This is a genomic window from Fulvivirga sedimenti (genome assembly GCF_020328055.1).
In genome coordinates, this window is sequence record NZ_JAIXNE010000007.1 from 1 (window position 1) to 21,820 (window position 21,820).

At 45.9% G+C, this 21,820-nt stretch carries 22 protein-coding genes; 16 read left to right on the plus strand and 6 right to left on the minus strand.

The features are described from left to right. Positions 1-305: 305 nt before the first annotated feature. Together LDX50_RS27840 and LDX50_RS27845 are read right to left on the minus strand one after the other, a co-directional pair. Entirely contained in the window at positions 306-2,066 is a 1,761-nt protein-coding gene (locus tag LDX50_RS27840; RefSeq protein ID WP_225699578.1) for a TonB family protein, read from the minus strand. Further along, on the minus strand, positions 2,059-2,436 hold the full coding sequence (locus LDX50_RS27845; RefSeq protein ID WP_225699579.1) for a BlaI/MecI/CopY family transcriptional regulator: 378 nt from the start codon (positions 2,434-2,436) through the stop codon (positions 2,059-2,061). The genes LDX50_RS27840 and LDX50_RS27845 overlap by 8 nt, the downstream gene beginning before the upstream one ends. 148 nt (positions 2,437-2,584) lie before the next feature. Here LDX50_RS27845 and LDX50_RS27850 point away from each other — a divergent pair, with 148 nt between their 5' ends. Together LDX50_RS27850 and LDX50_RS27855 are read left to right on the plus strand one after the other, a co-directional pair. Further along, positions 2,585-4,285: a GMC oxidoreductase gene (locus LDX50_RS27850; protein ID WP_225699580.1), complete on the plus strand. Its 1,701-nt coding sequence runs from the start codon at positions 2,585-2,587 to the stop codon at positions 4,283-4,285. Between the two features lies 1 nt (position 4,286). Then, entirely contained in the window at positions 4,287-4,883 is a 597-nt protein-coding gene (locus tag LDX50_RS27855) for a gluconate 2-dehydrogenase subunit 3 family protein (protein WP_225699581.1), read from the plus strand. Between the two features lie 216 nt (positions 4,884-5,099). Here the strand turns inward: LDX50_RS27855 and LDX50_RS27860 are convergent, their stop codons facing one another. Beyond that, complete coding sequence (locus LDX50_RS27860) at positions 5,100-5,957, minus strand: hydroxypyruvate isomerase family protein (RefSeq protein ID WP_225699582.1); 858 nt, start codon at positions 5,955-5,957, stop codon at positions 5,100-5,102. Then, positions 5,954-6,628, minus strand: a complete 675-nt coding sequence (locus LDX50_RS27865) for a DUF4159 domain-containing protein (RefSeq protein ID WP_225699822.1) — start codon at positions 6,626-6,628, stop codon at positions 5,954-5,956. Before LDX50_RS27865 ends, LDX50_RS27860 begins: the two co-directional genes overlap by 4 nt. Before the next feature lie 90 nt (positions 6,629-6,718). Between LDX50_RS27865 and LDX50_RS27870 the strand changes: the two genes are divergently transcribed. The 12 genes from LDX50_RS27870 to LDX50_RS27925 all read left to right on the plus strand — a co-directional run bounded on the left by LDX50_RS27870 (position 6,719) and on the right by LDX50_RS27925 (position 18,889). Continuing rightward, positions 6,719-7,129 carry a hypothetical protein gene (locus LDX50_RS27870; RefSeq protein WP_225699583.1) on the plus strand — a complete coding sequence of 137 codons (411 nt, stop codon included), beginning with the start codon at positions 6,719-6,721 and terminating at the stop codon, positions 7,127-7,129. Continuing rightward, positions 7,126-7,653 (plus strand): hypothetical protein, encoded by a 528-nt coding sequence (locus LDX50_RS27875; protein WP_225699584.1) that lies wholly within the window; start codon positions 7,126-7,128, stop codon positions 7,651-7,653. Before LDX50_RS27870 ends, LDX50_RS27875 begins: the two co-directional genes overlap by 4 nt. Then, a complete protein-coding gene (locus LDX50_RS27880) occupies positions 7,650-8,366 on the plus strand; it encodes a DUF2927 domain-containing protein (RefSeq protein ID WP_225699585.1) in 717 nt (238 codons plus the stop codon). The genes LDX50_RS27875 and LDX50_RS27880 overlap by 4 nt, the downstream gene beginning before the upstream one ends. A gap of 62 nt (positions 8,367-8,428) precedes the next feature. Continuing rightward, positions 8,429-9,157, plus strand: coding sequence for a DUF6503 family protein (locus LDX50_RS27885; protein WP_225699586.1), 729 nt, complete (start codon positions 8,429-8,431; stop codon positions 9,155-9,157). 15 nt (positions 9,158-9,172) lie between these two features. After that, positions 9,173-10,354 (plus strand): TlpA family protein disulfide reductase, encoded by a 1,182-nt coding sequence (locus LDX50_RS27890; protein ID WP_225699587.1) that lies wholly within the window; start codon positions 9,173-9,175, stop codon positions 10,352-10,354. A 116-nt stretch (positions 10,355-10,470) separates the two neighbouring features. After that, complete coding sequence (locus LDX50_RS27895; RefSeq protein ID WP_225699588.1) at positions 10,471-12,327, plus strand: glutamate-cysteine ligase family protein; 1,857 nt, start codon at positions 10,471-10,473, stop codon at positions 12,325-12,327. After that, positions 12,299-13,507 (plus strand): succinylglutamate desuccinylase/aspartoacylase family protein, encoded by a 1,209-nt coding sequence (locus tag LDX50_RS27900; RefSeq protein WP_225699589.1) that lies wholly within the window; start codon positions 12,299-12,301, stop codon positions 13,505-13,507. Before LDX50_RS27895 ends, LDX50_RS27900 begins: the two co-directional genes overlap by 29 nt. 116 nt (positions 13,508-13,623) lie before the next feature. Next, entirely contained in the window at positions 13,624-15,072 is a 1,449-nt protein-coding gene (locus LDX50_RS27905) for a sodium:solute symporter family protein (RefSeq protein WP_225699590.1), read from the plus strand. Positions 15,073-15,086: 14 nt separating this feature from the next. Then, on the plus strand, positions 15,087-15,527 hold the full coding sequence (locus LDX50_RS27910; RefSeq protein WP_225699591.1) for a GNAT family N-acetyltransferase: 441 nt from the start codon (positions 15,087-15,089) through the stop codon (positions 15,525-15,527). Between the two features lie 5 nt (positions 15,528-15,532). Then, on the plus strand, positions 15,533-16,663 hold the full coding sequence (locus tag LDX50_RS27915; RefSeq protein WP_225699592.1) for an amidohydrolase: 1,131 nt from the start codon (positions 15,533-15,535) through the stop codon (positions 16,661-16,663). Further along, positions 16,656-17,813 carry an alanine racemase gene (alr, locus tag LDX50_RS27920; protein ID WP_225699593.1) on the plus strand — a complete coding sequence of 386 codons (1,158 nt, stop codon included), beginning with the start codon at positions 16,656-16,658 and terminating at the stop codon, positions 17,811-17,813. The genes LDX50_RS27915 and alr overlap by 8 nt, the downstream gene beginning before the upstream one ends. A 5-nt stretch (positions 17,814-17,818) precedes the next feature. Beyond that, on the plus strand, positions 17,819-18,889 hold the full coding sequence (locus LDX50_RS27925; protein ID WP_225699594.1) for an alanine racemase: 1,071 nt from the start codon (positions 17,819-17,821) through the stop codon (positions 18,887-18,889). Here LDX50_RS27925 and LDX50_RS27930 read toward each other — a convergent pair. Next, positions 18,886-19,728 carry a formate/nitrite transporter family protein gene (locus tag LDX50_RS27930; protein ID WP_225699595.1) on the minus strand — a complete coding sequence of 281 codons (843 nt, stop codon included), beginning with the start codon at positions 19,726-19,728 and terminating at the stop codon, positions 18,886-18,888. The two genes, LDX50_RS27925 and LDX50_RS27930, sit on opposite strands and share 4 nt — an antisense overlap. 84 nt (positions 19,729-19,812) lie before the next feature. On the opposite strand from LDX50_RS27930, the gene LDX50_RS27935 reads away from it, so the two are divergent. After that, complete coding sequence (locus tag LDX50_RS27935) at positions 19,813-20,355, plus strand: Dps family protein (protein WP_225699596.1); 543 nt, start codon at positions 19,813-19,815, stop codon at positions 20,353-20,355. A gap of 47 nt (positions 20,356-20,402) precedes the next feature. Further along, complete coding sequence (locus LDX50_RS27940; RefSeq protein WP_225699597.1) at positions 20,403-21,146, plus strand: hypothetical protein; 744 nt, start codon at positions 20,403-20,405, stop codon at positions 21,144-21,146. Here the strand turns inward: LDX50_RS27940 and LDX50_RS27945 are convergent. After that, complete coding sequence (locus LDX50_RS27945; protein WP_225699598.1) at positions 21,138-21,818, minus strand: peptidoglycan DD-metalloendopeptidase family protein; 681 nt, start codon at positions 21,816-21,818, stop codon at positions 21,138-21,140. The two genes, LDX50_RS27940 and LDX50_RS27945, sit on opposite strands and share 9 nt — an antisense overlap. Between the last annotated feature and the right edge of the window lie 2 nt (positions 21,819-21,820).

Genomic DNA, 21,820 nt, shown 5'->3' on the forward strand with positions numbered 1-21,820 from the left:
AAGATATGGAATAGTTCAGCAGACCAACCCCTGTGCAACGGGGGTCGCATATGTGAGCAAATGATGGTTAGTCAGAATGACCCCTGTGCAACAGGGGTCGCATACGTAAGATATGGAATAGTTCAGCAGACCGACCCCTGTGCAACTGGGGTGGCATATGTGAGACAAGAAATTGTTAAACAAACCGACCCCTGCAAAGCGGGGGTCGCATATGCGGGAAGCATGCAGTTAGGAGTATTCATAAATAAAAAAAAGCTGCCCTTTCGGGACAGCTTTTTCGTTTTCAACCTTGAAATTTTCTGACCTTAGTTATTTGAGAGTTTTGCTGTTTCATAGCCTACATAGCTAAAAACCAGTTCCTGATCCGGGCTATCCAGTTTGATCTTAAAACTGCCGTCACGGTCGCATACGGTACCGCGGGTAGTCCCTTTGATTACCACGTTCGTACCAGCCAGCGGTTTTCCATCCTCTCCGAATACTTTGCCATATACAGCATCACCTGATCGCTGCACGTCCAGCTTCATCTTAAAGAAATCTTGTTTCAATTCTCCGGGTGCGGGCGGAGGAGGGGTGTTTGAGCCATGTGACTGACTGTCGCCACCCAGTGCAAAAGCGATTGGAACAACGATCTTTTGCTTCACCTTTTTTCCACGCTGCTCGGCAGGTTGCCATGCAGGTGCTGCAGAAATTACACGAACAGCTTCTTCGTCACATCCGTAACCGATTCCTTTTACAGCGGTTACATCGGTAACGGAACCATCGGTGTCAATGATCATCTGGATATAGACCTTGCCCTCAATACCTTTTTCCTTTGCCGATGCTGGGTATGTCAGGTTATCTGCAATGTACTTGTAGAATTCCTGGTATCCACCCACCGGTTCGGCCGCTTGTTCTACCACAAGGAAAGTTTCGCCGTCACCGGTGTTTTCCGCAACACGGGTCATCACGCCGTCTTTTCGTACGATCATTCCAATACGGTTTTCCTCCTTATTCACATCGACCAGTGCGATTGTATTGGGGTCCATAGATTTCAGACGCGCTAGTTCCTCCTCATTATCCGCGCTCGTTTCCAGGTATTCAAATTCAGCATTCGGATATTTCTCCTTAAGCTTCTGCATTTCAACCTGGATATTTTCAGGTATTTCAACCGCCATGGCAGATCCTTCTACGACCGTTTGAAGATCATTCATCGCTTCATCATTACAGCTGAATGCTATCAGGATGATCGCGACCAGCGGGGCAAGTGATGCCCATTTCCATTTTTTAATTTGAGTTTTTGTTGTGTTCATCATATTGATCCGTTTTAGAGTTTTTGATTTATTAAAGTGATGTCCGATGGACAAGTGTGCTTTGTTTAGCGCCATGCGCGCGAGCAGGTCTGAATAATCTTCAGGTGTTGTTTCTTTCAGAATAACGTCATCCGCCAGGTATTCATGTAAATCCTGGATTTCCTTCCGGTTATACCATGTTACCGGATTAAACCAGAAAAAGATTTTTACCGCCTCAAGGAATAGTATGTCAACTGAATGCATCTGACGGATATGTGCCATCTCGTGTGCCACGATCTTATCTTCCTCCTGTTTAGTGAGCTCTACTGAATTGTCAAGAAACAGCAGGTTGAAGAATGAAAATGTGGGAAGTGTACCATTGGTATGAATGATGATATAGCTGCCTTTTCTGGACATTCGGTGTGTATTGGCCATAAAGAACCACACTACCTGCCCGAGCTGAAACATCAGCCAGAGGGATAACAGCACAACGCCAGTCCAGTAGAGGACCGGGATCCATGTAAAGGATGATGTGACTGTCTCTGCCTCGGCAATTTCACCACCACCAATTACTATTTCCGGCAGAATCATGGTTTGAATGCCTTTCAGGGTCTCACCCTGATCCGGAAACAGATCGAATCGAAACAGCGGCAATACCAGCGCGAAAAGAGATGAACCAATCAGGTACCATCGCTTGCGCCGGAAATCGGTTTCATTTTTCAGGAAACCATAGTAGAACAGGCCGAGCAGTAACAGTGTACAATTCGCTTCAAACAGATATAACAGGTAATTATTCATTTTCGCCTTCTTTCAAGTTTTTCTTAACATGTTTCATTAACTCATCTACCTCTTTCATGCCCAGTTCATTTTCCTTTGCAAAAAAGGAGACTAGCCGTTCAAAGGATCCGCTAAAATATCCCTTGAGAAAGTTGTTGAGGTAGAACTGACTGTAATCGTCCTTATCAACAATGGGGAAATACTGGTAGGTCTTGCCGAATGCCTCATGGTCAACAAATCCCTTCTGTTCCAGGATGCGGATGATGGTGGATACCGTATTATATGCAGGTTTGGGTTCAGGCATTTCTGCGATGATCTCCTTAACGAACGCCTTATCCAGCTGCCAGAGGATCTGCATAACCTGTTCTTCCGCTTTTGTGAGTTCTTTCATAGTTCCGAATTAGCTTGCTTCAAATATATGACTAATAATTTAGTTGACAAACTAAAAACTTAGTTTATTAAAAAAAAGTTAAAAAAAAATCCGCCAGTGCCCGGGTTTGTTCAAAATGCTTTAATTTTTACCCTTCATTTCAGAATATATGAATTTAAACACGAAGGCAAAGAAGCAGAACACGTACGATGCGATTGTTGTAGGTACCGGAATTAGTGGGGGATGGGCTGCAAAAGAACTCACAGAAAAGGGATTGAAAACCCTTGTATTGGAGCGGGGCAGGATGGTCGAACATTTGACGGATTACCCCACCATGAACAAGGCTCCATGGGAACTTCCCTACAATGACCGCCTCACAGCGGAAGAATCCAAGGATTATTATGTTCAAAACAGAACAGGCTACACGGTGCGCCAATCGACCAAACATTTCTGGATTAAGGATACCGAGCATCCTTATACGGAGGTGAAGCGTTTCGACTGGATTCGCGGATATCACGTGGGTGGCAGATCATTAATGTGGGGGCGGCAGAGTTATCGTCTCAGTGACATTGATTTTGAAGCAAACCTCAAGGATGGTATTGCTGTAGACTGGCCGATACGCTACAAAGATATTGCACCCTGGTATGATTATGTTGAATCGTTCATTGGTGTTAATGGCAAAAAGGAGGGGCTTCCTCAATTACCCGATGGTAATTTTCTTCCTCCGATGGAAATGAACTGTGTCGAGGAGCATCTGCGGGACAGTATTTCCAAGCGGTACACCGATCGTATCATGACCATAGGGCGTTCTGCAAACCTCACCCAGAATCACAACGGCCGGAGCAAATGTAATTACCGAAACTTGTGTACACGAGGTTGTCCGTACGGTGCATATTTCAGTTCGCAGTCGAGCACACTGCCTGCGGCTGCAGCGACAGGGAATATGACGTTAAGACCTCATTCCATTGTTACGGAAGTTTTGTATGACAAAGAGAATAAGCGTGCAACGGGTGTACGCATACTCGATGCCGAGACCAATGAGTACATGGAATTCTATTCAAAGATTGTATTTCTGTGTGCTTCAACACTGGGATCAACCTTTATCCTTCAGAATTCAGTAAGTGATGTTTTCCCGGATGGTATGGGTAACGCATCCGGAGAACTGGGTCATAACCTCATGGACCACCATTTTCGGGTTGGGGCGCGTGGAGAGTATCCCGGATTCCAGGATCGCTATTATAGTGGTCGCCGTCCGAACGGTATCTATATTCCAAGATTCAGAAATATCTCAGAACAACGAACTGACTACATACGTGGATTTGGGTACCAGGGCTCTGCAAGCCGTGAAGGCTGGCAACGTGCCGTGGCTGAACTCAGCATAGGCGGCGAACTGAAAGAGGCCATTACCACACCCGGTGAATGGACTATGGGGCTTACCGGTTTCGGTGAGTGTCTTCCTTACCATGAGAACAAGGTATCGCTTACAACTGAGAAACTGGATAAATTTGGACTTCCAACCTTTGTGATCGATTGTGAATTCAAGGACAATGAAATGGCCATGCGTAAGGATATGCAGGAATCGGCCATAGAAATGCTGGAAGGTGCCGGATTCAGGAATGTTCGTGGTTATGACAGCATCGGCGGGCCTGGTCTTGGTATTCATGAAATGGGTACTGCCAGAATGGGTCGTGATCCCAGGACATCGGTGTTGAATGGCAACAATCAATTGCATGAGGTTCCGAATGTTTTTGTTACAGATGGTTCGGCAATGACATCAGCAGGATGCCAGAATCCGTCACTTACGTATATGGCCTTAACGGCGCGCGCTGCAGACTTTGCCGTAAATGAGTTAAAAAAGAATAATCTCTGATATGAAAGGAATGAATAGAAGGGAAGCATTAAAAAGAACAGCCCTGGTGATGGGTACAGCACTTTCTGCTTCAACGATTGCCGGAATCATGCAAGGATGCAAGGCAGAGCCCGAACTTACCTGGGTGCCTGTTTTCTTTAACGAGGATCAGGCCCAACTTGTCTCTGCGATGGCCGGGACCATCATCCCCAAAACCGGAACACCGGGAGCCGTGGAGGCAGGCGTTCCGAAGTTTATCGAGGATATGGTAAAGGATGTTTATGGCCAGGAGGAACAAGCCAGTTTTATCGAAAGTCTGTCAGCTTTTGATTCTGCTTGTAAGGAGAGTACCGGCAATGCCTTCAACGAACTTGATTCCGGAGAGCAGGAAAGTCTTTTGAAGGAATATAATACCCGGATGCAGGCGGCGATTTCCGACAGAAGTCAGGAACCTTCGATGGACGTACAATTCTTTTACCGGATGAAGGAGCTCACTGTAACAGGATTCTTCACTTCTCAGCCGGGAGCTACCGAAGTACTGCAGTATAAGGCCATTCCTGTGGAATATCATGGCTGCATTTCCCTGGAAGAGGCCGGAGGAAAAACCTGGGCTACGTAAGATTTTATTTTCTCTCTCTAAAACCCTGGTTGAAAAACCAGGGTTTTTTTATTTAGTGCCTTTTCTATTTGGAGGTTTCTCACCATTGAGTCCCATCATTGCCAGCATTCGGGATATCTACGACTAGTATTTGGAGGTAAATCACCCCACCCTTGAGGGGGGTGTCTCATTAACCATTTTACCAGGCGGCCTTTTAGCCGCCTTGAGAGACTACTTTTACACGTCGCAGATTTTCTGTGCCTGGGCCAGTGAAGCCATTTTGTCGGGTCTGGCCGGGATGAATTCCTGGCCAACAAATCCGGCATAGCCGGTTTCGGCTATCGCATTCATTATGGCCGGATAGTTCAATTCCTGTGATTCATCAATTTCATGTCGGCCGGGAACCCCTGCCGTATGATAATGACTGATATAATCGGAATACTGGCGGATGGTAGCGATCACATTTCCTTCCTGGATCTGCATGTGATATATATCATACAGCAGCTTAAAATTGGGAGAACCTATTTTATCAACCAGTGCAACGCCCCAGGCGGTGCTGTCGGCCATATAATCCGGGTGGTTTATTTTACTGTTCATCAGCTCCATGCTGATTACAATATTATGTTTCTCGGCTATTTTGATCACAGGGTCCAGTCCCCGGGCACAATTTTCAAGTCCCGTCTGATCATCCATACCCCTGCGGTTGCCCGGGAAGCAAATGATCTGTGTCAGACCTGCATCGGCCGCTTTGGGAATATTTTTAGCGTATTGTTCCATCAAAGAGGAATGAAGCGACGGGTCATTAAAGCCACGAGTTAATCCGTGGTCGTTACCGTAGGCGATAGCGCACGTAAGACCTGCATCAAGTACCACCTGCCATTCATCAGGGCCCAGTAATTCCACAGACTGTAATCCGATATCTTTTGAAGCTGCTGCCAGTTCCGGTAAGGGAATATCCTGAAAGCACCATCGGCATACGGACTGCCGGATCCTGCCACCAAACAGGTTCAAATTCTCTGAGGTTCCCATTGATGAAGCCACTGTTGGCATAGCCAGGGATGCGGCCAACAGTCGTAAGGCGTCTTTTCTGTTCATGGCGTCATTCGTTGCTTTTGTGTAAATGCATAGGTTAGAATATTTGCACCCATCCGCAACGCTGCCTGCCGTTTCTCTTCAGGGTCATTGTGAATGCTCGGGTCTTCCCATCCGTTGCCCAGATCAGATTCGTAGCTGTAAAAACAGACCAGTCGCCCTTTCCAGATGAGTCCGAAACCCTGTGCAGGCTTACCGTCGTGTTCATGAATTTTCGGGAGTCCTTCAGAAAAACGGAATTTCTGATCATAGATGGGATGGTCAAAGGGCAGTTCAACGAATTCAAGATCAGGAAAGACTTTTTTCATTTCAATACGGATGAACTGATCCAGGCCATAGTTATCATCGATATGAAGAAAGCCGCCTGCTTCAAGATATGTGCGCAGGTTTTCAGCATCCGAATCAGAGAATACAACGTTCCCATGGCCGGTCATGTAGACATATGGGTACAGGAATAATTCCGGACTGCCCACGTCAACCACGTCATCTTCGGGTTCAAGATTCATATTGAGTTCCCGGTTACAGAAATCGATCAGATTTGGGAGCGCTGTTTTGTTTGCATACCAATCGCCTCCTCCGTCATATTTCAATTTAGCGATCCGTACCTTTATCTGAGCTTCTGCTGAAAAGACCATCAGTGCGGTCGCTAAAAGCAAAAAGAGTGCTTTCTTCATCATCTCCAAATTAGTCAATTATTTTCAAATGCGTATGTCTGTATTTGTTCTTATTGCTTCGCATTGTATCTTTCTTATTAACGATATGCTATGAAGTACGTTTTATCCGTAGTTATTTTATTCAGTATATTTACTGATCTTTTTTGTCAGACCACTGAAGAGCTGGAAGGAACCTGGAAGGTTATTGAAGTATCAATCAACGATACTTTTTACTATGATGCCGCCACAAAAACTGATCTGACCATGATTGCAGACGCACTGGTGGGAAGTTTTATCGTTCTGGTCAAATCGGGAAGGGCCGATTTCAGCACCCGGGTACCGCAGCTTTACGTGGAAAATGCCAGATGGAAATATGATGAGGAAGAAGGAACACTTCGATTTCTTGAAAAAAGGAAGAAGGAGGTTGTTACCGAATTTATTGTCGCAGGAAGAGGTGACAGGCTGTTATTTCAGATGGTCAATTCTCCCTTTATCCTGTCGGCGGAAAAAGTGAAGAAATGAAATACAGATTAATACTTTCCCTGATTCTAACATCCCTGATGGCTACTTCATATTCCCAGTCGGCCGAATATAACGGGGTTCATTTAGATAGTAATGAAGAAACCAGCGACATCCGAACAGCTGATTATATTGACAAGGAGGGCCGGTCAGGAACAGTTACCGGTGCCTATTCTTCGGCAGAAATTGAAAATATCAACTTTGCAAGTGAAACCGAGATAGGTTCATATTCTGAATCTTTTATCTATGCTGATGGCATGCTGGAACGGGTGGAAATTACAGAAGTACAATTCAATCGTCCGAAATTCTGGAGTCAGTCAGTTGCAAAATCAAACGGTGATAATGAATGGTATGATCCCGACAAATCTGTAACAGCGGTAACAACATACTATTTCAAAGGGGGTGTCCTTGAATATTGGGAAAACAGTGATGGTTCTGAAGGGCATCCGATCAACAAACAGCTTAAAAAAATCGGCCCGGATTTGATGGATAGGGCTGAATTGTACCGGCAACTTTTAGAAAAATGATCAGAAAATACCGGCATCTGTGGGTTTTGTTGCTTTTGCCTGCATTCGTTGCCTGCAGCGATGATGATGTTGTTTCCAGGGAATTTACACCCTTCCAGGAGGAGGCCATGGTCTATTTTAATGAAATTGCCCTGGGTTTTGAATTCGGACAGTTCCCGGAGATCACACGAAAATGGAAAGTCCCGATGAGGGTCTTTATCGGGGGGCGACCTGATTCCCGTCTTTTGCAGGAATTTGCCGACATCAAGGATGAAATTAACTCCCTTGCCACCGATGGTTTTGAAATGATCGAGGTTCAGGATTCACTGGAAGCGAATTATTACCTTTTTTTCGGCAGTGGGACCGAATACGTGAAGCATTTTCCATATCAGAGTGAGTATGTCCCGTTTAACTGGGGTTTGTTCTATCTGGTTTTTAATCAGCGGGCAGAATTCATCGGCGGACATATGTATGTGGATATTGACCGGGCAAATAATACTGAGCAACTTCATTTACTACGGGAAGAATTAACACAGTCGCTTGGTCTCGCCAAGGACTCCAAACGTTATCCAACCAGTATTTTTCAACAGGACTGGACCACCACGACCAATTATGCAGAAATTGATCGTGAACTTATTCGATTGCTGTACAATCCGAACATGGTGGTAGGTGTAAGTGCGGCGGGCAGCACCGCCATCATAAAAAATATTTATCGAGAAGAAAACGCAGATTAATTAATGAATTGGTCAACCCTCGGCATATCCCTGTCGTATGGTAAGTAAAACCCTTTTATTAAATGCGCTTTATTTCCTCTATTTTTTTGCTCGCATCACTGGGATGGCTTGTTCCGGAAGCGGAACTCTCGGAAAGAACACGTCATACCATCAACCAAAGCCGCTCATTCCATGACCCTACCGGGAAATGGGATAATGCGTTGCTTAATTTTCATATCGAGGAGCCACGGGTTGCCAATCCCACCAGGTTTTCAGAAATTTTTCTCAATGTGGCAGATGGCACCTTTTCACTCGTAAGGAACAGGGAAGATCACCTTACAACGTATAGCATGGATGCCAATGGAAAGCCCATGGTACTGCTGGACGGCAGTGAACAGTTCGATGAAGAGTTGAGGGCGCGGTACCGGCTTTATCCTGATCGTGTCGCTGGCTACCGGGATTTTTACAGGGTGATGTATGGGCTCCCCATGAGCCTCGACCTTTCGCGTATCAGAAATCTGGGAGACGTTGCTGCCGGAACATTTCAGGGTAATCGTGCACTCGTATTTACCATTGAATGGAAAAAGCCACTTATTAAGCCGGTCTGGAAAGTATTTCTGGATCCGGATACCCATAGTGTTATGGGGGTGGAGTTGATCGAACCGGATAATGCGGATGCAGGTGAACGGATTGTATTCCAGGGATTGGTGGAGTATCAAGGAATCAGAATCCCGCATATGCGACATTGGTATTCGTTAAAAAATAATTCATACCTTGGTTCTGATATTATCATCACGAACGAGGAATTCTGATATTTCAGGAATTGTATGAGAATAAAATCTTGTTTTTTAGTATCACTGCTGCTGTTTTCTCTAGCCTGCAGTCCCGAATATGAATCTGCCGAGGAATTATTGCAAGATGTGGTTGAGGCGTATAACGTTCGTCAGAGTATTTCGTATTCTGTAACCTACCATGCTAAGTACTTTGATAGTGATGACACATTAACCTACCCGGTAGATGTGGAGATGTTGCGGATTCCTGAAGATTCTGTATTCCAAGGGATGATTTGGATGCATGTGGAAAGGGAGGGCTCTTCCTGGGGCAATCTCTATGACCTTGATACCATTTACCAGGTCGTTTACAAGGATTCCGCCGTTACAACCTTCAGGCCGCATCTGGGTGAGGATTGGGTAATTACCGGAAATACTGCCGGTGATGCGATCGCTATAAATTTCATGAAGCCTTCCGACCTGTTGAAGCAGGTTCAGGATACATTGAATCAGTCGGTCTTGGAAAGGGAAGCGGATGGGCGATATCATATTACGATAAAAGAACCGGATGAAGATCCCTTTTATCAACAGGAAAGGCATTACTGGATTGATCCCGACGGATTGGTCATCAATGAAAAGAGTTTTCAGGTGATGTTTCAGGGAAATTATCAATACAACCACTGGGAACTATCCAATATCGGGTTCAATACCCTTACAGCCGAAAATTTTTCCGACAGGCGCCATGAACTTACTTCTAAATATCCTGTAACCGCTTACGTACCCAGGGATCCTACAGATTATAAATTACTGAATCCGGGGCAGGAAGCTCCTGAAATTTCCGGAGACCTTTGGCCAACCCGTGAGCCCTGGTCGCTGGATGATTACCGCGGAAAGGTGGTGGTCATGGATTTCTGGTATATGTCGTGCATGCCTTGTATTCAGGCCATCCCTCATTTAAATGAAATTCATGATTCCTTCGGTTCAGATGTAGTGGTAATAGGAATAAACAGTCTCGATAATGATGATAAAACACTCAAACGTTTACCGGGATTTATTGAGAAAAATGATCTGCGCTACCAGATTGTTCTGAACGATCGTACAGCCGACAGCCTGTATCTTGTAAAGGCATATCCATCCCTCTATGTGATTGATCAACAGGGATCTGTCGTGTTTACTCAGCTGGGATTTAATGAAACGCTCACCGATACCCTCGCGGTAGTGATAAATCAGCTTCTCTGATTTTTTTTCTTTAGTTAACAGGTATTTCATGGTACAGGATCAGTGAATATACTGATGCTTATCACCGTTCACAGATGCTCCGCATTGTAAATTTAGGGGAATCAATTACGGTAATTATGGGTGAACATAAGGTTCGGCAAGTTGGCAAAAAGGACCGCGGCCATTTTATACATAAACTCTTACTGGATATTGAGGCCCTGGAATATATGCTGGAAAAAGCCATAATTGAACCGGGTTTTCTGCGCATTGGTGCGGAACAGGAGTTTTGTATCGTAAATAATGACTGGTCTCCATCTACAAGCGCGATGGAGATTCTTAAGGCAATAGATGATCCACACTTTACTACTGAGCTGGGGTTGTTCAATCTGGAATTGAACCTGGATCCGGTAAGGCTAGGTCCGGATAGCTTTTTACACATGGAGGAGTCCCTCAAGTCTTTGTTGAAAAAGGCGGCAGAGGCCGCAAAAACCCTTGATAATAAGATTTTGCTCACGGGTATTTTGCCTACCGTGTTGAAAAGACATCTTACCGATGATTACATGACGCCCATACCAAGGTATAAGGCGCTCAACGATGTGATCCGGCAGATCAGGGGACGTGATTTTGAATTACACCTCATTGGCGTGAATGAACTTTCACTTACCCATGATTCGGTCCTGTTCGAAGCTTGCAATACAAGTTTTCAGATGCATCTGCAGATAGATCCGGATGATTTCGTTCCGAGTTACAACTGGGCTCAGACGATCGCCGGTCCCTTACTTGCTATTTCAACCAATTCTCCCTTGTTGCTCGGGCGTGAACTCTGGAGTGAAACACGAATTGCCTTATTTCAGCAAAGTATTGATACGCGCTGTACGTCAAGCTTTTTAAATGAGATGGAACCCCGGGTGACCTTCGGGAAGAACTGGATTAAGTCGGTAACGGATATCTATAAGGATGATGTAGCGCGGTATAAGATTCTTCTTAGCTCTGATATAGAAGAAGACAGTATGCAGGTTCTCCGGGATGGAGGAATCCCAAAACTCAGAGCATTGAATCTGCATAACGGTACGATTTATCGCTGGAACCGGCCATGCTATGGTACGACCAATGGTGTACCCCACCTGAGAATTGAGAACCGTTACATTCCGAGCGGACCTTCAGTAATCGATGAAATAGCGAATTTTGCGCTCTGGGTAGGTCTGATGGTTGGAAGGCCGAAGGAATATGACAGAATGGAAGACCTGATGGATTTCCGGGATGTGAAGATTAATTTCATCAATGCCGCCCGCAGCGGTTCGGTTGCCAGTATGTATTGGATGGATGGACGAATGAGTGTCGGACGACTGGTTGAAGAGGTTTTCATCCCGATCGCGATTGATGGACTTAATAGAATTGGGTTAACCGAACAGGAAATCTGGCGATATATGAATGTAATTCGTGAGCGCATTCACGGGGTAACGGGGGCACGCTGGATGATCCGGAATTACCGTGAGCTTCTCACGCAAGAAAAGCGTGAGGACGCCTTAACGCTGCTAACCGGGGCGATACATGACTATCAGCAGACCGAGCTTTCAGTGAATGAATGGGGTGGGGCCGGGCATACCGACCTGGGACTGGTTCGGCATGTTAGTCGTCATATGACCACGCATCTTTTTACTGCACATGAACATGATCTGGCAAAAATGGTGGAACGTGTGATGGAATGGAAGAACATTCACCATATGCCGGTGGAAAACAGTGATGGTGAATTTGTAGGTTTGATCACTTCTACTAATATTGAGGTCCATCGTGAAAAGATCAGGGAGAATCCTTATCTGACCGCGGCGGATATCATGGTAGTGGACCTGATCACGGTAACCGAAGACAAGTTGATCGAGGAGGCTATTGACCTCATGCAGCATCATGGAATCGGATCGTTACCAGTAGTTCAGGATAAGAGATTAATAGGCATACTTACCAGGAATGACCTGGCAAATTATAGAAATGGATAAGGCCCTGGAGAAGAACAGAAAGCATCAGAACGTGGATCAGCGATTGATCGGAAAGGTTGAGACGGGCGTCGGGCCGACGGTTATATTTACCGCCGGTATTCACGGAAATGAACCATCCGGTGTGCATGCACTGCGTGATGTATTATCCGGCCTCGGATTATTCGGGGATGTGAGACAGGGAAACGTATACGCGTTTGCCGGTAATTTAAGTGCATTGAAGGAAGGTATACGCTTTCATGAACGGGATCTCAACCGATTGTGGACTCTTGATCGCGTCCGGCAACTTGAAACCGGCCCGATAGATACCGGAATACTGGATATCCGTGAACAGTATGACCTGTACCAGGAATTGCAGCGCATCATCCAAACCGGTTCAGGACCTTTTTATTTCATTGATCTGCATACGACTTCCAGCAGGACCATTCCGTTTATTACCATTAACGATACCATGATCAATCGACGGTTCTCACTCAAATTTCCGGTTCCTGTGGTATTGGGAATAGAGGAGTATCTCGATGGTCCCTTATTGACCTATATCAATGAACTGGGGTACATTGCCATTGGTTTTGAGGCCGGACAGCATGATGATGAAATCGCCTTTAAGAATCAGGTGGCCTTTATTCATCTTGTGCTCAAAGAAACAGGCATATTGCCCGGAAAAAGCGATCTGCGTGATTACGCCGATGAACTGGCGCAACAGACAAAAGGGCGACATGATTTTTTCGAGATCCTGGATTATCACCGTATACAGCCGGGAGAATCCTTTGAAATGGAAGCGGGTTTTGAAAATTTTCAACCCATCAGAAAAAAAGAAAGGCTCGCCAAAAGTAATGGAAATGCTGTCTATGCATCAAAAGGCGGCCGCATATTTATGCCGCTCTATCAAAAGCAGGGGGAAGATGGTTTCTTCATAATCCGGAAAATACCACAGGTTGTTATATGGCTTTCTTCACTCCTTAGGTTCATTCGTTTTGACTCTTTCCTCACATTACTTCCCGGTGTCTCCTGGATGTCGGAAAAGAAAGATGCACTTCGTGTAAATCTTCATGTTGCACGTTTCATGGCCCGTGATTTTTTCCATCTCCTGGGATATCGCACAAAGCAGAAAGGCAATGATTACCTGGTGGTAAGAAACCGTGAACGGGCTGCCCGCACCAGTGAATATTCAGAATATCTGTAGGTATATATGATCTTCCTGGCTACATTTTTCGGAAAGTCGGCCGTATAATGGACATTGCCGATTGCTGTCCGTAGCTTTACACCTGAAACAAATACGAACCGGCAAACTCAAAAAGGATGCATTGGATCGATGTGACAATTTTTGTCACGTACATGTTGGTGATGTTGGGTGTGGGGTTTTTCTTCCTGCGCAAAAACAAAAATAGCGAAGATTATTATGTAGGTGGTCGTGGCATGGGAGCCATGCATGTGGGCCTTTCTGTAGTTGCTACGGATGTTGGCGGTGGTTTTTCCATTGGCCTCGGAGGGCTGGGCTTTACCATGGGTATCTCCGGAAGCTGGATGTTATTTACAGGATTGCTGGGCGCATGGCTTGCGGCAGTTTTATTGATTCCGACCGTAAGTAAATTGGCTACCGCCAAAAAATTTCTCACCTTCCCCCAACTCTTCGGCCATTATTACAGCAAACGCGTTGCACTTTTAGCGGGGGTCATCTCAGCTATCGGATACGTGGGATTCACCAGCTCTCAAATCCTGGCAGGTGCCAAACTCGCATCAGCCACGTTTATTGCCCTGGATATGAAAACGGCACTCCTTGTCATGGGAGTGATTGCGATCGTCTATACGGTGATGGGAGGGATTAAGGCTGTTATCTATACCGATACGATTCAATGGCTTATCCTGATGGGAGGATTGATCTTCATTGGTTTGCCGATGGGATATTCTGCCATAGGGGGTTATGATGGAATTGTGTCAAGTGTAGGGCCGGAGCTGCTGTCACTTCAAAATATTGAATGGCAAACGCTTGTCAACTGGTCGGTCACCATAATTCCTATTTGGTTTGTTGGGATGACCTTATACCAGCGAATTTATGCTTGCGGAGATGAAAAAGTGGCGAAAAAGGCATGGTTCATAGCCGGACTGTTTGAATGGCCCATAATGGCCTTCATGGGCGTTTTACTAGGGCTTTTTGCAAGGGTTGCTGCAGAGCAGGGAATGTTTCAAGCACTTGGATTTTCAGATCCGTCTGCCATGGATGCAGAAATCGGATTGCCGCTTTTACTGCGGACGATATTGCCGGTTGGGCTTATGGGCCTGATGATGTCGGCATATTTCTCGGCGATTATGTCAACGGCAGACAGCTGCCTGATGGCGGCATCCGGAAACTTGCAAACGGATGTTTTTGGAAAGTGGCTTCATTCGGGTAAGGCAGACCGGCAGGTACTTCGCAATTCGCAATGGCTTACGCTGCTTGTAGGCGTACTGGCCTTGATTCTGGCGGCTTTCATGGAAAATGTCCTTAACCTGATGTTGTATTCCTATGCATTTATGGTGTCCGGACTGTTCATACCTGTAATTGGGGCTCTCTTCATGAAAAGGCCAAGTTCCCTTGCTGCGTTTATGGCAATGCTCACAGGGGGCAGCATCACGCTCGTGCTGATATTATCCGGGATGTCGCTTCCTTTCGGACTCGATGCAAATATTTTCGGTATATCGGCTGCTTTAGCGATCTTTATTATCATCAGTATATTCAACAAAAGACAGGCGATGGAGCCGGTCAATTAACCAGTTATAAACAAATGATTCAAATTACAATATTATCACCGGCAGATACGGTCGGACTTATTCAACGGGAACAGGTGGCGAATTTTCTTTTTAAACACCTGGACCAGTATGGTGACAAAAAAGAAGATATTCTGAAAGCGATTGATTATTCCCTCGACCGGGGTGTGCGACCGGGTGGTTTTGTGGTTGTCGCGAAGGACGGACGTAAAGTTGTTGGCGCAGTAGTGGTGAACAGAACCGGTATGGAAGGATATATCCCTGAAAACATTCTGGTTTATATTGCTGCGCATGCCGACTACCGCGGACAGGGATTGGGTAAGAAACTCATGAACGCTGCCATTGAGCGGGCTGAAGGAAGCATTGCGCTTCACGTGGAGCCGGATAATCCTGCCAGAAAATTGTATGAAAAACTAGGGTTTACAAATAAATACCTGGAAATGCGGTTAACACGGTAGGGCACATGATCTCACAAGCTGAATTAAGTGAAATTACCGACCTGAGGCACGCGCTTCATCAACATCCGGAACTATCCGGATTTGAGGTCAATACAGCCGGTCGCATTCTTGAATTTCTTGGAGAACATCCGGGAAGAACTATTGTCAAAGGGATTGGGGGCCAAGGTATTCTCCTCGTTTACGATTCGAAGGCTCCGGGGAAGACCATCATGTTCCGGGCCGACATGGATGCACTTCCTATTCAGGAGGAATCATCGGGACTTTCTTACAAATCTAAAACAGATGGAGTGGCCCACCTCTGCGGTCACGATGGTCATAGTGCCATACTGGCCGGCTTTGCCCGATACCTGGACAAGGCTGGTGTGACTTCCGGACAGGTTCTGCTCCTGTTTCAACCCAGTGAAGAGAACGGTAAAGGGGCTTTTTCGGTACTCGGGGATCCGCGGTTCAGTTTTGAGCCCGATATGGTTTTCGCATTTCATAACCTTCCCGGGTATGAAATGGGGATGCCGGTATACCGGAAAGATACGTTTGCGTGTGCTTCAACCGGAATGATCATCAGGCTTACAGGACGAACCGCTCATGCAGCCGAACCGCAAAAAGGTATTTCTCCTGAATCCGCCATCGAACGCATATTGTTGTTTGTTCGGGGGTTTCGACAATCCCTGCCATCCGATACCATTATCACCACAACGCACATTCAGATGGGTGAAAAAGCCTTCGGAATTGCCCCGGGAATGGGCGAATTATATTTTACCCTTCGGAGTGAGCGTACTGAAATGCTGGATAACGTTTGTAAGCAGCTGGAAGAGAAGGTCCGTGAAATTGCACTGGAGGAGGGTCTCGGATGTGTCGTTGAAAAAACAGAATATTTCCCAGCTACTGTTAATGCAGATGAGCCGCTTTCGGTACTGAAGAACGCCATCGAATCACTCTCCTTTCAGGGTGAGGAAATTAATACACCTTTCCGTTGGAGTGAAGATTTTGCCTGGTTCACAGGCAGGTATCCGGGGGTTTTATTCGGCCTCGGGAGCGGTAAGGATCAGCCTCCGTTGCACCATCCGGAATATAATTTTCCGGACGAGCTTATTCCAACAGGTATCCAACTATTCAAAGAAATACTAAAAAATGTCTAAAACCTCTGTGATAAAATTAAGCCAGCAGGCCCTTCAGAATAACATTGATTTTCTGAAAACACATATGGGCGATGTGAAAATTTCGTCTGTGGTGAAGGGAAATGCTTATGGTCATTCGATCCGTCACTTTGTTCCCATGGCGGAGGAATGTGGAATTGAGCATTTCTCCGTGTTCAGTGGCGATGAGGCAAGGGAGGTGAAGTCGGTTTCGGGGCGGAATACCGACGTCATGATCATGGGTTTCATGACCGATGAGGATATTGAATGGGCTGTGCAGCAAGAGGTTAGTTTTTTTGTGTTTGAAATGGGGCGTGTGCGAAAGGCAATTATTGCTGCGCAGAATTCAGGAAAACTTGCAAAAATTCATATCGAGCTGGAGACAGGATTCAACCGAACCGGTTTTGAGGAGCATATGCTGGAGGCCCTGGCTGATATTCTTGTCACTCATAAATCGCATGTTACCATTGAAGGCGTATGTACTCATTTTGCAGGTGCTGAAAGTGTGGCCAACCACGTGCGGGTCACACGGCAACTTGCACAATTTCACCGGCTGACCGCTCTATTAAAAGAGATGGGGATCAATGCACAAATTCATCATACTGCGTGCTCTGCTGCCTCCATGATTTATCCTGAGACGCGGATGGACATGGTGCGCATAGGAATTCTTCAATATGGTTTCTGGCCGGGGAAGGAAGTATTTATCGACTTTCTGGCGAAGCAGGAAAATCAGGAAGATAAAAGGGATCCACTCAAAAGGGTTTTAACCTGGCGAAGCAGTGTGATGGCTGTGAAAAGCGTGAAGACCGGGGAATTCGTCGGTTATGGCACCAGCTATCTGGCCGAACAGGATATTAGAGTGGCGACTATCCCGGTGGGGTATGCGCATGGCTACAGCAGGGCGCTGAGCAATCAGGGCCGGGTACTGATCAGGGATCACAGGCTTGGGATTATTGGAATTATCAATATGAACGCATCCATGGTGGATGTGAGTGAACTGGATGAGGTATATCCTGGAGATGAGGTAACATTGATTGGAGGGGCGGGGGACAAGGAGATCTCCGTTTCATCCTTTGGAGAGTTGTCAAATCAGCTTAATTATGAACTCCTTACCCGGCTTCCACATAGTATTGAACGAATAGTAGTAAAGTAAAAATTATGGCTTTTATAGAACTGTACAGGGATCGTCTGAAGCACAATTATAATTACCTGGAAAAATTATTTGAGGATCGGAATATTGAATGGGGTGTGGTAACCAAATTGCTTTGTGGAAACCGCGCCTACATCAAGGAGGTCATCAATCTGGGTGTGCGGGAAATACATGATTCCCGCATCAGTAACCTGAAGGTGGTCAAGTCGATTGATCCATCCATTCAGACCGTCTACATAAAGCCCCCTGCCAAGCGCAGCATTAAGAACATCATAAAATATGCCGATGTCAGTCTGAATACGGAGTATGCTACGATCCGGATGCTTTCCGACGAGGCGGTCCGACAGAACAAGAAACACAAGATCCTTATCATGATTGAAATGGGGGATCTTCGGGAAGGTGTTGTGGGGAACCAGGTGCTGGATTTCTACGGCAGGGTGTTCAAACTCCCTAATATTGAAATCGTTGGCCTTGGAACGAACCTCAATTGTCTGCACGGCGTGATGCCATCACATGACAAACTCATACAGCTAAGCCTGTATAAACAGTTGATTGAGGCTAAATTTAACCGTGAAATACCCTGGGTATCCGGGGGAACATCGGTCACGATCCCGTTGCTGATGAAGAATATGCGGCCGGAAGGAGTCAATCACTTCAGGGTGGGAGAGATCCTTTACTTTGGCCTGAACCTGTTTACTATGGAAAAAGTTGAAGGCATGCGCGACGATGTGTTCAAACTGTTTGCCGAAATCATTGAATTACACGAGAAGCCAAAGGTGCCCACAGGTGAACTTGCAGAAAACCCTTCAGGTGAGATTGCAGAGATCAATGAGGAGGACTACGGCAAAAAATCCTACCGGGCTATTCTGGACATTGGGCTGCTTGATATGTCTCCTGAATTTTTGATTCCGGAAGATGACAGGATTGAAATTACGGGCGCCAGCAGTGACATGATGGTAATCGACCTTGGGGCGAGTGACCGGAATTATAAAGTGGGCGATTTGATTTCCTTCAAACTGCGGTATATGGGAGCACTCGGATTGCTGAATTCCGATTATATCGACAAGAAGATTGTTTAATCGCTATCCTCCTTCGCGCTGAGACGGATCGTGCTGAATTTAATCAGTGATACAAATACCACCCCGCCGATAATATTACCGATTGTGGTCCACCATTGAAAGTGGAAATAGTCATTGATAGAAGTTCCCCCGGTAAGCACACCTGCGAAAACTTCGATCGATCCAACGATCGAATGGTGCAATCCGCCCATACCGATGAGAAATGTTACCAGAATGACCATCAGGATTCGGCTGATCGTTTCCTGCGAGGAGGTCACCAGCCAGGAGAGAAGGCCCATCAGCCAGCCGGCAATAATGCTGCTTCCCAGCATGAGATTCCAGGGAAGCTCAACCATTTTTTCGGAGAGATAATTGAACGCGTCTACAGAAATGATTCCTGATGACGGTCCGAATTGCGTGAGAATAAAAGCCATCCCGTAGCCACCAATTATATTCCCTATGAATATGATGGCCCACGTCTTCAGAAGACTGCTTACCGTCGTTGAACGATTCAGTACGGGAATTACGGCGAGCGTTGTATGTTCTGTGAATAATTCGCTTCGGCCAATGACAACAAAGATGAATCCGATCGGATAACAGAGAGCCAGCCAGACATGCATTTGCGGACCTGAAACATCCGACATGAAGAGCGTCAGGATGATCCCTGTCAGAAACAGTGTAAAGCCAACTTCCAGCCCGGCCGCTATGGCAGAAACGAATAATCCACCCGGAGATCGGTTGTGTTCGGCCAATCCCATGCGCACCTGTTCGTGAAAGATCTCTTCAGCAGATTTTGGATAATTGCTGACATCTTCCACCATTTTTGGTGACTTCCGGAAGAAATCCCTGAGTTGGGTCATTATTCTGTATTTGATTCCAAATTAATGAACAATATGGGCTAAAAAACGTTATAATAATAGAGAACAAAAGGAAAAACTAATTTTATGGAAACTGATATTTTGGAAAAAATCAACGATACTAACACAAAAAAAACGCGAAGCTGGGCCTATAAGAAATTGGGTTACTCAAAAGAGGAAACCAAGGAAATTGTAGATGCTTTGAACCAGCTGCTGGCGAATTATCATGTACATTACCAGAAGTTGAGAAACTATCACTGGAATGTGACAGGTGCAGATTTCTTCGATATTCATGAGAAGTTTGAAGCGCAGTACGAGCAGGCAAAGTTAAACATCGACGAGATCGCTGAGCGTATCCGTGTATTTGGTTACAGACCGCTAAGCACACTTACAGAATACCTGGAAGTATCTGCTATTAAGGAGACTCCTACCAACAAAAAAATGTCCGGCATGGAGATGGTGCGGGAGATTTTGAATGATTTTGAAATTCTGCTATCTTACATGGTAGATGCAGCAGACGCAGCAATCGATGTCGGAGATGTCGGTACTGAAGAAATGATAAAGGACTTCGTGAAAAACCTGGAGAAAACGCACTGGATGTTTACTGCGTTCGCCAGCGATGACGAATAAAGATCAGAATTCTACAGAAAGGGATGTCTTGCGGCATCCCTTTTTTTATGACAACTAACCAACTAAATAAGGTGGTTGCATTTGCAGGCCCGCATCCTGAATCGGATGTGGTGGTCAGCAAAGCAATTCAGTTGAGCGCTCTGCTTAAACTGCCGATTGAACTACGGGCTTTCCTTTCGATGAGAAGTTCAAACGGACATTCGACAGTCAACGAACTCAACCAGTGGCTGGAAGAATTCAAAACCGAGGAGGCACTCCTTAAATCCCATCTGAAACAAGCTCAGAAGAAGAATATCGAAGGAACAGCCTCCGTCGTGCCCGTCTATGAACCTTCCGCTGAACTCGGCAGGGAAGAGTCAGTTCTGGTCATGGATTTCAATGACCGGTGGAAATGGATGGAGAATCAGCCCCGCTCACTGTCCTACCTGCATTTCAAGGATTCCAGAAAAACCGTGAAGCTCGATCAGGCAGTTATCTTTGCGGAGACTGACCTGAGTCCGACACAGGAAGAGCAATTTATTCGCCTTACATCCCTGCTGTCGGAAGCAGGGGCAACGATCCGTGTTGTATTGATAGAAGGCCAGTCGAATCTGCTGGCCTGGCAAAAATTTATTGGAAGCAGTCAGCTTAGGAACGGAACCGTTGATATTTTGGGTAATTCCTCCGATCTGCCGCGTTACCTCAGGAAACAGAAGACTTATCTGCTTTGCATACCCAATTTTGAAGGTAATTCAGCAGAACGCATCATGGCGCTCCATCAAATAAATAAGTCAGACATTATTTTATTCTAACACCGATACCTGCAGAATCAGGTTAGGGTCCGGACAGTTTTGCAGGTAAAAGTCCTGCTCCGAACGTGCACACACTCCCGGGTAATCTCCTGTCTTATCGCCCAAATCCCTCATGAGCTGAAAATGCAGGTGGGGAGGCCAGTGAACATTTTCATCATAAGCCCCCAGGGCGGCAAATTGTACTCCTGTCTTTATCAGCAATCCTTTTCTTAAGCCGGAGAGAGAAGTTCGGCTCAAATGGCCGTATAACGTGTAAAAAGTGTATTGATCAACCTTATGCTCCAGGATTATGGTCGGGCCGTAATCTCCATGATTGTTATTGTCGGCAAAGCTGTGAACTGTTCCTTCAAGTGGACAATACACCGGACTGCCCGCCTCGGTCCAAATGTCAACACCCAGATGGATACTGCGTGCGGTACCGAATACATCGGAACGCGTGTAAATGATCCTGTCTTCCCCATACCCCCCAATTCCGTAATCACAACCTGCATTCTTAATGCTGTTCGTTATGAAGTTGCTGAATGCAAATTCATCGTTGAGGTCAACCGATTCAATGTTGGGGTTGGATGAAGAAAGATCCAAAATATGCGGACGGGCATTACCGGAAATCATGTCCATCACTGGATGAAACCGGGTATTGCGGAGTGCTTTAATGAGGGGATCCGTTGCCATGC

Excerpts from the sequence above, each read along its gene's own strand:
- LDX50_RS27840 (WP_225699578.1), bottom strand. The coding sequence starts at position 2,066 with ATGAATAATTACCTGTTATATCTGTTTGAAGCGAATTGTACACTGTTA.
- LDX50_RS27845 (WP_225699579.1), bottom strand. The coding sequence starts at position 2,436 with ATGAAAGAACTCACAAAAGCGGAAGAACAGGTTATGCAGATCCTCTGG.
- LDX50_RS27850 (WP_225699580.1), top strand. The coding sequence starts at position 2,585 with ATGAATTTAAACACGAAGGCAAAGAAGCAGAACACGTACGATGCGATT.
- LDX50_RS27855 (WP_225699581.1), top strand. The coding sequence starts at position 4,287 with ATGAAAGGAATGAATAGAAGGGAAGCATTAAAAAGAACAGCCCTGGTG.
- LDX50_RS27860 (WP_225699582.1), bottom strand. The coding sequence starts at position 5,957 with ATGAACAGAAAAGACGCCTTACGACTGTTGGCCGCATCCCTGGCTATG.
- LDX50_RS27865 (WP_225699822.1), bottom strand. The coding sequence starts at position 6,628 with ATGAAGAAAGCACTCTTTTTGCTTTTAGCGACCGCACTGATGGTCTTT.
- LDX50_RS27870 (WP_225699583.1), top strand. The coding sequence starts at position 6,719 with ATGAAGTACGTTTTATCCGTAGTTATTTTATTCAGTATATTTACTGAT.
- LDX50_RS27875 (WP_225699584.1), top strand. The coding sequence starts at position 7,126 with ATGAAATACAGATTAATACTTTCCCTGATTCTAACATCCCTGATGGCT.
- LDX50_RS27880 (WP_225699585.1), top strand. The coding sequence starts at position 7,650 with ATGATCAGAAAATACCGGCATCTGTGGGTTTTGTTGCTTTTGCCTGCA.
- LDX50_RS27885 (WP_225699586.1), top strand. The coding sequence starts at position 8,429 with ATGCGCTTTATTTCCTCTATTTTTTTGCTCGCATCACTGGGATGGCTT.
- LDX50_RS27890 (WP_225699587.1), top strand. The coding sequence starts at position 9,173 with ATGAGAATAAAATCTTGTTTTTTAGTATCACTGCTGCTGTTTTCTCTA.
- LDX50_RS27895 (WP_225699588.1), top strand. The coding sequence starts at position 10,471 with ATGGGTGAACATAAGGTTCGGCAAGTTGGCAAAAAGGACCGCGGCCAT.
- LDX50_RS27900 (WP_225699589.1), top strand. The coding sequence starts at position 12,299 with ATGACCTGGCAAATTATAGAAATGGATAAGGCCCTGGAGAAGAACAGA.
- LDX50_RS27905 (WP_225699590.1), top strand. The coding sequence starts at position 13,624 with ATGCATTGGATCGATGTGACAATTTTTGTCACGTACATGTTGGTGATG.
- LDX50_RS27910 (WP_225699591.1), top strand. The coding sequence starts at position 15,087 with ATGATTCAAATTACAATATTATCACCGGCAGATACGGTCGGACTTATT.
- LDX50_RS27915 (WP_225699592.1), top strand. The coding sequence starts at position 15,533 with ATGATCTCACAAGCTGAATTAAGTGAAATTACCGACCTGAGGCACGCG.
- alr (WP_225699593.1), top strand. The coding sequence starts at position 16,656 with ATGTCTAAAACCTCTGTGATAAAATTAAGCCAGCAGGCCCTTCAGAAT.
- LDX50_RS27925 (WP_225699594.1), top strand. The coding sequence starts at position 17,819 with ATGGCTTTTATAGAACTGTACAGGGATCGTCTGAAGCACAATTATAAT.
- LDX50_RS27930 (WP_225699595.1), bottom strand. The coding sequence starts at position 19,728 with ATGACCCAACTCAGGGATTTCTTCCGGAAGTCACCAAAAATGGTGGAA.
- LDX50_RS27935 (WP_225699596.1), top strand. The coding sequence starts at position 19,813 with ATGGAAACTGATATTTTGGAAAAAATCAACGATACTAACACAAAAAAA.
- LDX50_RS27940 (WP_225699597.1), top strand. The coding sequence starts at position 20,403 with ATGACAACTAACCAACTAAATAAGGTGGTTGCATTTGCAGGCCCGCAT.
- LDX50_RS27945 (WP_225699598.1), bottom strand. The coding sequence starts at position 21,818 with ATGGCAACGGATCCCCTCATTAAAGCACTCCGCAATACCCGGTTTCAT.